Below are 13,135 nucleotides of genomic sequence, written 5' to 3' on the forward strand. Positions count from 1 at the left end.
GTCGATGCTTAGTTGAGTGGTAAAATATTTTCTGACTCAGCTGCACTAAACTCTTCTATTTTTCTATATGAATGCACCGATGAAGGACGCTGTACTCAGCACACCGTTGAAAACGCATTGGTATGCGAGTCTGCAATTGGGCTTTGCTGATGATGCTGGTACAACACGCCTGATAGAGCGCAAACATAGTGGCCCGCTACGTGTACAAAAGCCTTTGTATCCTGAGGGGAGCGCAATTTGTCACGCGATTTTGATACACCCGCCAGGTGGTGTGGTGGGCGGCGATCAACTACAAATTTCTGCCGCTGTTGGTGAGAATGCACATGCCTTGATCACGACACCAGGCGCTGCTAAATGGTATCGCAGCAATGGCTACACCTCTGCTCAGACGATTGAATTACATGTAGGCGACAACGCGCATCTGGAGTGGTTGCCGCAAGAAACCATTTTCTTCGATGACGCCAAGGTCAATTTAAGTCAGACCGTGCATCTGACCGGTAATGCCAGTTTTATTGCCGCTGATATTTTATGCTTTGGTCGTACTGCCTCTGAAGAAACCTACAACACAGGTGAAATTCACCAAAACAGCAGTATTTTCCGTGACGGCAAAATGATCTGGCATGAGCAAGGTAGTATCAGTGGTGGCAGCGGTGCAATGCAAAGTCCTCTGGGGCTCAACGGCAAGTCGGTCTGTGCCATGGTATTGGCGTGTGGGAAGTCGTTGAATTCGGATCAGTTACAGCAATTGCGCGAGCAAACTGGTTCTTTGATCAACTTGCATGAAGCAGATGCATTATGTGGTGTGACGCAAATGAAAGGCGTCATCGTCGCGCGTTATCTGGGTAATTCCAGCGAACTGGCAAAACAGTGGTTGCAATTGGTGTGGCAACATTTGCGTCCGGTGATAAATGCGCAGGTAGCTGTGATTCCGAGAATTTGGAATACGTAGCCAACTAGATAGTTAGCGAATGTAAGACGGGCGCGATCTGCCAAATCGGCAAGTGTAAGACTCGATCGGGTTGCACCCGTGATACGCATTATTTGTTAGCAGGTACGATCCAGGGCGTCTGACTTAACGCTTCAAAGCCGCCTTTCAGTGGCCGCACATCCGTGAACCCCATTGCTTTGAGCGTATGCGCCGCATGCACTGCACTGGCGTCAGCGGGACAAGCGCAAAAGGTGATGATTAATTGCTGCTCTGGCAGATGCCCCAGATCTTCACCGACCTTGTTAACGTTGCGCACTAAAGCTTGCGGAAACATGCCAGTTTCATTGATTAATGCCTGACTGCGCAAATCGATGACCTGGAACGGTGTCTTTGTTTCGCTTAATTCTGCTAATTCCTGAACACTGATGTGAGGGATATTTGCCAAATGTTCGAAACGTTTTTTCTGCCAGACTTTCCATCCCAACCAACTGATCAGAATGACAGAAAATACGGTAGCGATTTGTATTCCATGCTCGGCCAATATTTCTACAGACGCACTGATTTGCGCTTGCAAAGCATAGCCAGCCAGTAGGGCTAAGCCAGACCATAAAGCCGCTCCGATAGCTGAGGCGATGAGAAATTTTGCCCTGGACATTCCCAATGCACCTGCGACTGGTGGGGCGACGATGGAGAAGCCAGGAATGAATTTACCAAACACTAAGGACCACATCCCCCATTTGACAAAACGTGCTTCCGTTTGATTGACGCAAGAGCCCGGATTAATCGACATTTTGCACAGCAGTTTGAGTACTTTGTAGCCAAATATTTTTCCCGCTTGGTACCACACCTGATCCGCAATCAACGATGCCGCGACCGCTGATGCCGACATCCCGCCCAGTGCGAGTAAGGATTTTGCCTGACTGGCATTGAGCATTAATGTCGGCACCGCCGGCACCGGGATACCTAGCTGTTGCAGCAATACATTGCAAAAAATCAGCATGGTACTGTGATGTGCAAAGAAGTCGTTGAGCCAATGGGCAGTCATAGGGAATTGGCTTTGTTTGTGGACGTTGAAAAGTACGTGCAGATTAACATGGGATTCTTCTTGTGATTGACGAATAGTTTTGAGGGATTATATATCGTCCATACTATCTGCCCAGCAAATACGCTTTAACACCTGAGCTTAAGGGGCGATTGTATTACAAGCGGCGGCATTACCCGATGCTTTGCCGTTCGTACCAAACAGCAATTGAACGCCACATTGCGAGCCAAACATTAGCCCCTGATTGTGTCCAACGCCAACAACCTCGTAGCGCTGATGCATTTGCAGACTGAGTTCACCGGCGCGATAGTGTTCGTATTTCCAGTAGCCACGGGCGCGGGAGATACGGGTTGGGCCTTCAGCTTCCGCGCCGCAGGATTTATCCAGTACTCTGTGATTGGGATCATTATCGTCGGTGCCAGCGAGATAAATTACTTGTCGTTGCAAATAACGTCGGAATAAATCATCGCCGTTGACATCGCCTGCGTAAGACACCATATGTTGCATGCCATAGCGATAGTCGTCAAAGGCTGGGCAGATTTCCTGATCGTAGACGGCAAAACCATTGCCTTTTGGCCTCTCTGCAGTGAAGTATAAGTAGGACGAAGGATTGGCGATCACATATTTCAAATCCAGACCTGTTTTACGAATTTTTTCATCGACATGGTTAAGTACCGCATAACGATGTACTAACTGACCGCCACCAGAATGACCCGCCACTGTGATTTTCTGTAAAGAAGGAAAGCGCATTTTATTGGCTAACATCAACAAAATATCGTCCAATACCGTGAGCGAACTCAGTCCAGATGTGGGGAATACGCCAATGACGGCATTTTCACCGCCACTCCAGCCTTGGACTGACCAAACCGGCATGTTACCAAAACCTTTGGTCTTGTCCGGCACCCCGGGGAAGTTCGGGGCAATGATCAGTATTTCATCTGGATTACGTCCTGAGTCCTTCAACAGTTTCATCGCAGACGTGTAATAGTCATCGCCGTTTCTTTGAATGCCGTGTTGAATGATGATGACTTCTTTTATCGATGGCAAACCCTGACTCAGATCCCGATTGGCGTACACCGGGAAATCATACTGTACGTTGGCGTCGCGACCCAAGTGCAGACGCTGCCACTGTGGGGCATCGCTTGCAAATCCATTGCTACACACCAGCGATATGCTTGTTGATAGAGCGGTCAGAGAGGTCTTGATGAAGTTCATTCGTTTTCCACGTGCAAATAGAAATTAGTCGTAAATTCAACGATTCAATTGATTATACAAATACTCATTGCCTCTAGGGGGTTGCGGTTCTTACGTATTGTGCAATGCAGGAAAATTAGCATGGTTTTACTGGTAAAAATGCAGCAGCGCACTACAATTGTTCGAGATTGCACCAAAATGCGGCGTTAGTCATTTTGTCAGGCACCGTTAAAGCAAAAACGGTGGTCTCTAGCTGGTTTGATTCTTGCAAGTGTTGTTAAAACGAGAAAAACTGAGAGAGGTGCAGACATGGATTTAACTCCACGTGAAAAAGACAAGCTATTGATTTTTACCGCTGCCTTGCTTGCTGAACGCAGGCTGGCGCGTGGCTTGAAGCTCAATTATCCCGAAGCAGTTGCCCTGATCAGCGCGGCCATCATGGAGGGCGCGCGCGACGGCAAAAGTGTTGCCGAACTGATGTCAGACGGAACGCAGATTCTGAAACGATCTGATGTCATGGAAGGGGTGCCAGAGATGATCCCCGATATCCAGATCGAAGCGACCTTTCCGGATGGTACCAAACTGGTCACCGTCCATCATCCTATTCCTTAGGAGCATGCATGATACCCGGAGAAATGTTCATCGCAGAAGGTGATATCGAACTCAACGTGGGGCGTCCTACGGTCACCCTTGTGGTGGCAAATAGTGGTGACCGGCCGATTCAGGTCGGTTCGCACTTCCATTTTTATGAAACTAATCCTGCATTAAAGTTTGAGCGTGAAACAGCCTATGGCATGCGCCTCAATATAGCGGCGGGAACGGCCGTGCGCTTTGAGCCCGGTCAGCAGAGAACCGTTGAGCTGGTGGCGCTGGCTGGCAGCCGTGAAGTGTATGGATTTAACGGCTTAGTGATGGGTAAATTGAAAGGTGTTGCATGAAAATTTCTCGTCAGGCTTATGCTGAAATGTTTGGCCCTACGACGGGTGATCGTATCCGCCTCGCCGACACAGATTTGTTTATCGAAATCGAAAAGGATTTCGCGATCTATGGCGAAGAGGTCAAATTTGGCGGGGGTAAGGTCATACGCGACGGTATGGGGCAATCTCAGCGCATCCATGAATACGTCATGGATACCGTCATCACCAATGCGGTGATTCTAGACCATTGGGGTGTCGTCAAGGCCGATATTGGTTTAAAGAATGGCTTGATTGCCTGCATAGGAAAAGCAGGTAATCCTGATATACAGCCTGGTATTGACATGGCAATTGGTGGTGCAACTGAAATCATTGCTGGTGAAGGTATGATCGTCACTGCTGGTGGTATTGATTCGCATATTCACTTTATCTGTCCACAGCAAATTGAAGAAGCTTTGATGAGCGGCGTGACCACCATGCTAGGTGGTGGCACAGGCCCCGCAGTCGGCACCGCAGCAACGACATGTACACCGGGGCCATGGCATTTGCATTCGATGTTGATGGCAGCGGATGCGTTTCCGATGAATTTAGGTTTTTTAGGCAAAGGAAACGTGAGCTTGCCTTTACCGCTGGAAGAGCAAATCCGCGCTGGCGCAATAGGGTTGAAATTACATGAAGACTGGGGCAGTACGCCACAAGCGATAGATAATTGTCTGAGCGTCGCTGATCGCATGGATATTCAGGTGGCGATACATAGTGACACCTTAAACGAAGGTGGATTTTTAGAGCATACCCTGGCGGCATTCAAAGACCGCACGATACATACGTTTCACACTGAGGGTGCTGGTGGTGGTCATGCGCCAGACATCATTGCCGCGGTCGGTGAGGGCAATGTGTTGCCATCGTCGACCAATCCTACCCGTCCGTATACTGTCAATACATTGGATGAGCATTTGGATATGCTGATGGTCTGCCATCATCTTGATCCTGCCATCGCTGAAGATATTGCATTTGCAGAATCGCGCATTCGTCGCGAGACCATCGCTGCTGAAGATATTTTGCACGATATCGGCGCCATTTCTATGATGTCATCCGATTCTCAAGCCATGGGGCGAGTCGGTGAAGTGATCATGCGTACCTGGCAAACGGCGCACAAAATGAAGCAGCAACGCGGCGCACTGGCTGAAGATAGTGCAGCAAACGATAATTTCAGAGCCAAACGTTATATCGCCAAATACACGATTAATCCGGCAATTACCCACGGCATTTCGCATGTGGTTGGTTCCTTGGAGGTGGGAAAAATTGCCGACATCGTCTTATGGAAACCGGCCTTTTTTGGTGTTAAACCATCCATGATTTTAAAAGGTGGCATGATCGCTGCCGCCCAAATGGGGGACCCGAACGCCTCCATTCCCACGCCACAACCAGTACATTACCGCATGATGTTTGGGGCGTTTGGTGGCGGTTTGAAGAAGTCGTTTACCTTTGTCTCACAAGCCGGTTTTGATGCCGGATTGGCGGAACAATTGAAGCTCAATAAAACGCTGATCCCCATCAAAAATACGCGCCATATTCGCAAGAAAGACATGATACACAATGGCCTGACACCGAAAATGGAAGTTGATTCTGAAACCTATGAAGTTCGCGCGAATGGCGAATTGCTAGTGTGTGAGCCAGCGAAGGTTTTGCCGATGGCGCAACGCTATTTCTTGTTTTGAGCCCCCCCCATTTTGTAAGGCAAATCCAGCGAGAGGAAATTTTAAAAGCAATGCTAACACTTCATACAAAAACCGAAAAAGCAGAAAAAATTGATGGGCAATTGATTTTGCCTTACGAGTTACGTGAAAAATCCCGTCTGCGTGCCAATCTGGTCAGTGGCGAAGATGTCGCTGTGTTCACTGTGCGTGGTACGGTCATGCGTGATGGCGATCTGATGCTAGGCAATGATGGGCGCATAATTCAGGTGATGGCTGCGCCAGAGCCGACGTACAAAGTTGAATGCGACCACGCGTTTGCCTTGCTGCGTTGCGCTTTTCATCTGGGTAATCGGCATACACAGGCGCAACTTGGCGATGGTTTCTTGCGTATCAGAAAAGATCCGGTATTGAAAGAAATGCTGCAAGGGCTGGGTGCGAAAGTCAGCGAAGAAATGGCGAGTTTTGAGCCAGAAGCTGGCGCCTATGGTGGTGGTCATCACCATGCCGGGGATGAAATGCATCCACACAATCCGCTGGCACCAATTCCCTTGCGTCAACGTATTCATCGCCCATCGGACAAAGCCTAGTTTATGCAATCGGCGGCCTTATTACACTTGCTGCAATTAGCCAGCCCATCCTTGCCTATAGGTGCATACAGTTATTCGCAAGGTCTGGAGTCGGCAATTGAACGAGGTTTGGTGAAGAATGAGGCAACAGCAAGAGCGTGGATCGCGCACTATTTGCAAGAAATTGTCGCCAAGTTTGAAGTGCCTATTTTATGGCGCTTACTGCAAGGATTTCAGCAGCGCGATGTGGAGCAGGTGACCTATTGGAATCACTTATTTATAGCGGCGCGTGATACAGCGGAGTTTAGGGCGGAAAGCATACAGATGGGCTACTCCCTGGGTAAATTGGTTGGTGACTTAAAGATAGCTGATACTGAATTACTGGCAATTTTATTGGCACAGTCTGAATTACCGTTGCCCACTTCGTTGGCATGTGCTGCCGTTGCTTTAGATGTGCCACCAGAATCTGTGGTGTTAGGGATGTTGTTTTCCTGGGCAGAGAATCAGGCTTTGGTGTGTGTGAAGTCGATACCTTTAGGTCAGGTTGCCGGGCAAAGACTGTTGTTGTCTCTACGGCCTGAATTAGAGGCTGCGGCGAATCTGGCGATGCGTTTGCAAGATCACGAATTATCCAATTGGGCACCCGGATTATCGCTATTGTCGATGCAACACGAAGTGCAATACAGCCGTCTTTACCGGTCATAAATAAAAAATTGAATATGAGAAGCGAGATCAAATGAATACAACAAAGATGGAACCAAATCCATTGCGGGTTGGTATCGGTGGACCGGTCGGTTCGGGTAAAACTGCTTTATGCGAGATGCTGTGTAAGCGCATGCGCGATGAGTATGAAATGGCGGTCATTACCAACGATATCTACACCAAAGAAGACATGGAAATTTTGTTGCGTGCAGATGCGTTGCCCGCAGAGCGCCTGATGGGGGTAGAAACCGGTGGTTGCCCGCATACGGCGATACGTGAAGACGCCTCGATTAATCTGGAAGCCATCGCGCGCATGAGCGCGGATTTTCCGGATCTGGACTTGATTTTGGTTGAATCTGGTGGCGACAATCTGGCGGCAACGTTTAGCCCTGAATTATCGGACCTCACCATCTACGTGATTGACGTTGCGGGCGGCGAAAAAATTCCACGCAAAGGTGGCCCTGGTATTACCCGTTCTGATCTGTTGATTATCAATAAAACTGACTTGGCACCGCACGTTGGTGCGAACCTCGACATCATGGCGCAAGATGCCAAACGCATGCGCGGTGAGCGTCCGTTTGTGTTTACCAATTTGCGTACTGGTGATGGCTTAGAAGTGGTCGTCAATTTTATCCGTCAGCAAGGGATGCTGGATGTTGTACGCACCTGACTAGACTTAAGCACGCTCAGTTTAAACTCAATGAATAGAGAGAAAATGATGAATACCCGTAGCCTGAAAAATCTTGTGAAATTTGCCGCGCTTTGCGGATTATCCTTGTTTGCTTTGCCCGCCTCTGCGCATGTCAGCGTGATGCATAGCGTGGGCGGTTTTCAAGCTGGATTGTTGCACCCATTGACAGGCCTTGATCATTTGCTGGCAATGCTGGCGGTGGGTATGTGGGCAGCGCAAAATCAACGTCCTGCGATATGGTTGCTACCACTGGTTTTTCCTTTAATGATGGTGGCAGGTGCATTGGTTGGTATGTCTGGCGTGTTGGTTCCGGGTATTGAAGCTGGCATTGCCGCGTCGGTTTTGATACTGGGACTACTGATCGCCTTTATGGTTCGCCTGCCAGTTGCCTTAAGTGCGTGTCTGGTTGCCGTTTTCGCACTGGCGCATGGCTATGCGCACGGTGTCGAGTTGCCTGCTGGCGCCTCAGGCGCCTGGTTTGGCACGGGTTTTTTGCTGTCTACGGCACTCTTGCATGCCACTGGATTGTCCGCCACTTTGCTTGCAAGTCGAATTGCTAGTCGTGCCGTAAGCCTTCAATTAAATCGGATTTTGGGTGCTGGGATTGCGTTCGCTGGCATTTATTTTGTTGGTGTTTTAGCTTAGGTAAAACTGCCAAAGTTTGAATTGCTGTCTATTAAACTTTGGCAGCTTCTTTATTCGTCGTCTTCAATTGCGCGTGGCATTGCCCAACTTGCATGCAAAGTTGGTAGCGTTGTTAATAAGCTGACGATGAAAATAAGGACGCTAAGCAATCGCCAAATCAGCTGTTGCTGATCCAATTTCACAAGCGATTCTGTTACTATCATTGAGATCATGCAGAGGATGGCTGCAAAAGTCGTCAACGTATATGTAAAAAAATATGCATTTCTTTTAATTTCTCTGTCTCTCTCATCCAGAAAATCATTTGGATTGAAAGTTTGTTTGATGGGGCCGAAGATATGCAAGAGAGCGCCAGCCCCAAAGCAAAAATCTATTGCAAGGAATTTACCAATAAAATGCCCGGGATAGGTAAAAACGCTAACGATAACTAACGTGCTGATCGCTAGTACGAAAATAGGAAAGAATTTTAGCGGACGACGGCGAATACGTTTTTCTGTCAATTGCGGTATCCCAGTCCACATTACTAATCTATCCAGAAAACGGATGATTAAATGATCTTGGGACGGCTCAATCTCCATCTCTGTTTTTGAATTAGTTTTCATTTTTGACCTGTTGCTTCAGTGAGTTGGAAATTGATGGGAAAGGTAGGAACGAAAAAAGCATATCGATACTGACGTCAAAATATTGAGCTATTTTCATTGCCAGTTCCAGGCTGGGTTTATAGTCACCGCGCTCTAGATAGCCGATCGTTTGGTTATTCACGCCCACTGCTTCAGCGAGTTCCTTGCGGGATATATTGCGCTCAGCTCGAAAGACAGAAATTCGGTTGTATATTTCCACAATAAGTAACTTTTGGGTGATGATTTGTTGTGATTACACAATAAATTAATGTGTTAAGTCAATAAATGTTACTTTTTCTGGGTAAATAAACCACACCTTGTTAACTGCCAGCTCTATGTCACTTTGCTCATTCTATGTCAGTGGTAATGATTGTGCCGATTTCGTCATTTCCATCAGATGCAATTGTCAAGACTAAGCGCTTTTGGTCAATTTACAATGCAGCATGGATTGTGACTTAAAACTCAACGTGATTAATCGCCGGCACCCCGGAGAAAACAAGGAGAAGACAATGTGGCATGGTGTGATACCCGCAGTAACAACAAAATTTACCCAGGATGATGGCCTCGATTTCAAAGAAATGGAACGTTGCTTCCGCTATCTGATGGATGCAGGTTGTGATGGTTTGATTGCATGCGGCTCCTTGGGTGAGGGTCCATTGTTATCGCACGCAGAGCGCATCGAAGTATTGAAGTTGACAAAGTCAGTTACTGGCAATAAGCCCGCCATTCTGACCGTGGCAGAAGCTGCTACGCGTGACGCTTGTGCATTGGCAGAGAAGGGTGCCCGTGCGGGTGCCGATGGCTTGATGGTCGTTCCAAGCACGATTTACCACAGCAATCATAAAGAAACGGTTGCTACTTTACGCGCCATTGCCGCAGCGGCTGACCTGCCCGTCATGATTTATTCCAATCGCCTCGCGTACCGTGTTGACGTCACTACCGATATGCTGGAAGAGCTTGCCGACGATATTCGCTTTGTCGCTGTGAAAGAGTCCTCGGATGATATTCGCCGAACCACAGAAATTATCAACCGTCTCGGGTCTCGATATGACTTGTTCACTGGCGTGGATAACCTCGCATTTGAAGCACTGACTGCTGGTGCAGTTGGCTGGGTGGCAGGTTTGGTAGTGGCGTTCCCGCATGAAACGGTCGCAATTTATCGTTTGATTAAAGCTGGGCGTTATGCTGAAGCTTTGGATATTTATCGCTGGTTCCGCCCTTTGCTGGATCTGGATGTGTCAACTTATCTGGTGCAAAACATTAAATTAGTTGAAGCCTTGGTGATTGATTCCAATGACAGAGTGCGCGCACCACGTATGTCTTTGGAAGGCGATTTGCGTCAGCGCGTAGAACATGTCGTCAAGACAGCGCTGCAAAATCGACCTGCCTTGCCTTCATTTGCCTGATAGCTCGTAATGCACTCTCATCCGGATGTGATCGTCATTGGCGCAGGCATCGTTGGCGCTGCCTGCGCATTTAGTTTGCAAAAAGCTGGCATGCAGACTTTGTTAATCGATGCAGCGATGCCAGGTTGCGGGGTTACAGCAGCGGGTATGGGTCATCTGGTCGCACTCGATGAGAGCGAGCAAGAATTAGATTTATGTTTGTACTCGTTACATTTATGGCGTGACTGGATACGGGAGCATCCGGGTATCGGGCAGGTAAGTCAATGCGGTACGTTATGGGTCGCAGAAAACGACCAACAACTTGCCGCTGCACAAGCGCGTGCTGAACGCCTGAACGCGCGCGCGTGGCAGGCTGAGGTACTGAACTCAGAAAAACTACGTCAGCTGGAGCCAGCGTTAAGGCATGGTCTGGCTGGCGCTGTGCGCGTATCTGGCGATAGTGTCGTTTATCCGCCAGTGATTGCCTATCATCTTGCACAAGAGTTGCAGTTACACGGTGGTAAATTGCAATGCGTTTTGCGTGTGAAGGCGATTCTTGATGACGTTGGTGTATCAGAGACCATATTGTTGGAAGATGGTCAGCGTTTGTCAGCACAATACATCGTGGTTGCGGCAGGTCTTGGTGTCGCGGAGCTGTTGCCGGAGATTCCAGTATTTCCGCGTAAAGGACACCTGGCAATCACAGATCGCTATCCAGGCCGCTTGCGACATCAGATTGTGAGCATGGATTATGGACAGCACCATATGACGCCAGATGGTTTAAGCGTCGCTGCTAACATACAACCACGTTCTACGGGGCAATGGTTGATCGGTTCCAGTCGGCAGGATGGCCAAACTGAGACGAAGGTTTCACCAGTCGCTCTTGGCGCTGTTCTGCAATCTGCAATTCGTTTATTGCCGTGTCTGGCTACCATGAATGTGATTCGCGCCTGGGCTGGCATGCGTCCTGCGTCGCCGGACGGGCAGCCGATTATCGGCGTGCATCCTGAGCGTCCCGGCATTTGGCTGGCAGCGGGGCATGAAGGTCTGGGGGTTACGACCGCTTTTGCTACGGCGGAGATGTTGAAGGATCAAATGTTGGGAAGAATGACTATCATAGATCCAGCTCCTTATTCGCCATCACGTTTATTCGAAGAAAAACAATATGCGTAAAAAAAATTCTCCTGCAGCACAAGCTATACAGGTGTGTCTCGACGGTGAATGGCTGCCAGCAAAAAATAATATGACGGTTGCGGCGTGGATGCTAACACAAGCGAAACTTTCAACCCGCATATCATGTTCTGGCACACCGCGCTTTGCCGTATGTGGCATGGGTGTTTGTCAGGAATGTCGCATCTCTGTGAATGGTCATCCACAGCAATTAGCTTGTCAAACATGGTGCGAAGCAGGGATGGTGCTTGATACCGGAGGCGTCGCTTGAAAGTCAGAGATGGCGGTACAAAAGAGATTTTCGCCTCATTGTTGATTATCGGTGCTGGACCGGCTGGCTTGGCGGCTGCGCTTGCCGCCGCTCATCATGCAAAGAGTGTCGTAATCATCGATGAAAATGCCGAGGCTGGTGGTCAAATCTGGCGCCACGATTCGCAGCAAGTACATTCACCCGCAGCGCAATTGAAGGCAAAGTTACTTACCTATCCACATGTGCAATTTGTGTTTGGTGCGCGGGTGATCGCGATGGTTGAACAATGCTGTCTCCTTATAGAAACATCAGAAGGTGCGCAGCAATTACGATGGGAAAAACTCATATTGTGTAATGGCGCGCGTGAGCTTCTATTGCCGTTTCCAGGATGGACATTGCCCGGTGTAACTGGTGCAGGTGGTCTCCAGGCGATGATTAAATCGGGTGCAGATGTTAAAGGTAAACGTGTAGTGATTGCGGGCACTGGTCCGCTATTATTATCAGTCGCTGCCAGTGTCAAAAAAGCGCAAGGGCACATCGTCGCGATTGTGGAACAACGTTCTGCTAAAGAGTTGCTTGGATTTTCGCGTCAACTATTTTCTGCTCATAGGTCTAAATTTTGGCAGGCACTGGGTCTGATTAGTATTATTAATCCTTTGCGTTACCGTCACTCTGCTGTTGTCACAGCTGCGCATGGTGATAGGCAATTACATGCGGTTACTTTAGTTCAGGCAGGAAAGCAGGAGGAAATTTCTTGCGATTTGTTAGCTTGCGGCTTTGGTTTGCGAGCGAACGTGGAATTGGCTGAATTACTGCAATGTCAGGTTCAGGATGGTTTGGTGGTGGTTGATGCGCAGCAGCGCACCAGCCGTGAAAATATCTGGGCAGCAGGCGAGATAACAGGTATCGGTGGTGTAGAAAAGGCCTTGATAGAAGGCCGCATTGCCGGACTTTCGGCGACGAATGATGTAGTGACCGCAGTCGATGCGTTACACCGTGAGGATGCTTATTCCTTTGCAACATTGCTGAACCAAACGTTTTCTGTTGATACGAGCTTGCGAAAATTGTGCAAGCCAGATACGCTAGTTTGTCGTTGTGAGGACGTGGCTGCGCAAGACCTGGCGCCATTTACTGATTGGCGCACTGCAAAATTAATGACACGCGCTGGCATGGGGGCTTGTCAGGGAAGAATTTGTGGCGCTGCTTGCCAGTTTTTATATGAATGGGATACCCCGGAAGCACGGCAGCCTGTTTTTCCGGCCAAGGCTGCTAGTCTTGCGTTACTTGCTGAAAAAAAATTCAGCTTTGAAAAATAGTACCGGCGTAAGTCGACA

Annotated in this window: 16 protein-coding genes; 12 read left to right on the top strand and 4 right to left on the bottom strand. The window is 48.7% G+C overall.

The window, feature by feature from the left end:
• Positions 1-79 precede the first annotated feature (79 nt).
• Positions 80-949: an urease accessory protein UreD gene (locus H8K32_RS16200; protein ID WP_186913593.1), complete on the top strand. Its 870-nt coding sequence runs from the start codon at positions 80-82 to the stop codon at positions 947-949.
• 88 nt (positions 950-1,037) lie between these two features.
• On the opposite strand, the gene H8K32_RS16205 is transcribed toward H8K32_RS16200, so the two are convergent.
• Both H8K32_RS16205 and H8K32_RS16210 read right to left on the bottom strand, forming a co-directional pair.
• Entirely contained in the window at positions 1,038-1,973 is a 936-nt protein-coding gene (locus H8K32_RS16205) for a VTT domain-containing protein (protein WP_186913594.1), read from the bottom strand.
• A 138-nt stretch (positions 1,974-2,111) separates the two neighbouring features.
• Entirely contained in the window at positions 2,112-3,185 is a 1,074-nt protein-coding gene (locus H8K32_RS16210; protein ID WP_186913595.1) for a hypothetical protein, read from the bottom strand.
• A gap of 288 nt (positions 3,186-3,473) precedes the next feature.
• On the opposite strand from H8K32_RS16210, the gene H8K32_RS16215 reads away from it, so the two are divergent.
• Genes H8K32_RS16215 through H8K32_RS16245 form a run of 7 tightly spaced genes read left to right on the top strand, consistent with a single transcriptional unit; the run spans position 3,474 to position 8,379 of the window.
• The gene (locus H8K32_RS16215; protein WP_186913596.1) at positions 3,474-3,776 is read left to right on the top strand and encodes an urease subunit gamma; all 303 of its coding nucleotides are present in this window, start codon (positions 3,474-3,476) and stop codon (positions 3,774-3,776) included.
• 8 nt (positions 3,777-3,784) lie between these two features.
• Entirely contained in the window at positions 3,785-4,102 is a 318-nt protein-coding gene (locus tag H8K32_RS16220; RefSeq protein ID WP_186913597.1) for an urease subunit beta, read from the top strand.
• A complete protein-coding gene (ureC, locus tag H8K32_RS16225) occupies positions 4,099-5,796 on the top strand; it encodes an urease subunit alpha (protein ID WP_186913598.1) in 1,698 nt (565 codons plus the stop codon). Before H8K32_RS16220 ends, ureC begins: the two co-directional genes overlap by 4 nt.
• Before the next feature lie 50 nt (positions 5,797-5,846).
• On the top strand, positions 5,847-6,362 hold the full coding sequence (gene ureE, locus H8K32_RS16230; protein ID WP_186913599.1) for an urease accessory protein UreE: 516 nt from the start codon (positions 5,847-5,849) through the stop codon (positions 6,360-6,362).
• Positions 6,363-6,365: 3 nt separating this feature from the next.
• A complete protein-coding gene (locus H8K32_RS16235; protein ID WP_186913600.1) occupies positions 6,366-7,046 on the top strand; it encodes an urease accessory protein UreF in 681 nt (226 codons plus the stop codon).
• A gap of 31 nt (positions 7,047-7,077) precedes the next feature.
• Positions 7,078-7,713 (top strand): urease accessory protein UreG, encoded by a 636-nt coding sequence (gene ureG / locus H8K32_RS16240; RefSeq protein ID WP_186913601.1) that lies wholly within the window; start codon positions 7,078-7,080, stop codon positions 7,711-7,713.
• A 45-nt stretch (positions 7,714-7,758) separates the two neighbouring features.
• Positions 7,759-8,379, top strand: coding sequence for a HupE/UreJ family protein (locus H8K32_RS16245; RefSeq protein ID WP_390311753.1), 621 nt, complete (start codon positions 7,759-7,761; stop codon positions 8,377-8,379).
• Positions 8,380-8,429: 50 nt separating this feature from the next.
• Here H8K32_RS16245 and H8K32_RS16250 read toward each other — a convergent pair whose 3' ends face one another.
• Positions 8,430-8,978 carry a hypothetical protein gene (locus tag H8K32_RS16250; protein WP_186913603.1) on the bottom strand — a complete coding sequence of 183 codons (549 nt, stop codon included), beginning with the start codon at positions 8,976-8,978 and terminating at the stop codon, positions 8,430-8,432.
• Positions 8,968-9,216: a helix-turn-helix transcriptional regulator gene (locus tag H8K32_RS16255; RefSeq protein WP_390311751.1), complete on the bottom strand. Its 249-nt coding sequence runs from the start codon at positions 9,214-9,216 to the stop codon at positions 8,968-8,970. Before H8K32_RS16255 ends, H8K32_RS16250 begins: the two co-directional genes overlap by 11 nt.
• A gap of 289 nt (positions 9,217-9,505) precedes the next feature.
• Here H8K32_RS16255 and H8K32_RS16260 point away from each other — a divergent pair, with 289 nt between their 5' ends.
• The 4 genes from H8K32_RS16260 to H8K32_RS16275 are packed head-to-tail and all read left to right on the top strand — an operon-like array spanning position 9,506 to position 13,117.
• Positions 9,506-10,402, top strand: coding sequence for a dihydrodipicolinate synthase family protein (locus tag H8K32_RS16260; protein WP_186913604.1), 897 nt, complete (start codon positions 9,506-9,508; stop codon positions 10,400-10,402).
• A gap of 9 nt (positions 10,403-10,411) precedes the next feature.
• The gene (locus H8K32_RS16265) at positions 10,412-11,554 is read left to right on the top strand and encodes an NAD(P)/FAD-dependent oxidoreductase (protein ID WP_186913605.1); all 1,143 of its coding nucleotides are present in this window, start codon (positions 10,412-10,414) and stop codon (positions 11,552-11,554) included.
• Complete coding sequence (locus tag H8K32_RS16270) at positions 11,547-11,822, top strand: 2Fe-2S iron-sulfur cluster-binding protein (protein ID WP_186913606.1); 276 nt, start codon at positions 11,547-11,549, stop codon at positions 11,820-11,822. The genes H8K32_RS16265 and H8K32_RS16270 overlap by 8 nt, the downstream gene beginning before the upstream one ends.
• Entirely contained in the window at positions 11,819-13,117 is a 1,299-nt protein-coding gene (locus H8K32_RS16275; RefSeq protein WP_222613153.1) for an NAD(P)/FAD-dependent oxidoreductase, read from the top strand. The genes H8K32_RS16270 and H8K32_RS16275 overlap by 4 nt, the downstream gene beginning before the upstream one ends.
• Positions 13,118-13,135: the final 18 nt, after the last annotated feature.

Origin of the sequence: Cognatundibacterium jejuense (assembly GCF_014284255.1) — a bacterium.
Classification (GTDB): domain Bacteria; phylum Pseudomonadota; class Gammaproteobacteria; order Burkholderiales; family Burkholderiaceae_D; genus Undibacterium; species Undibacterium jejuense.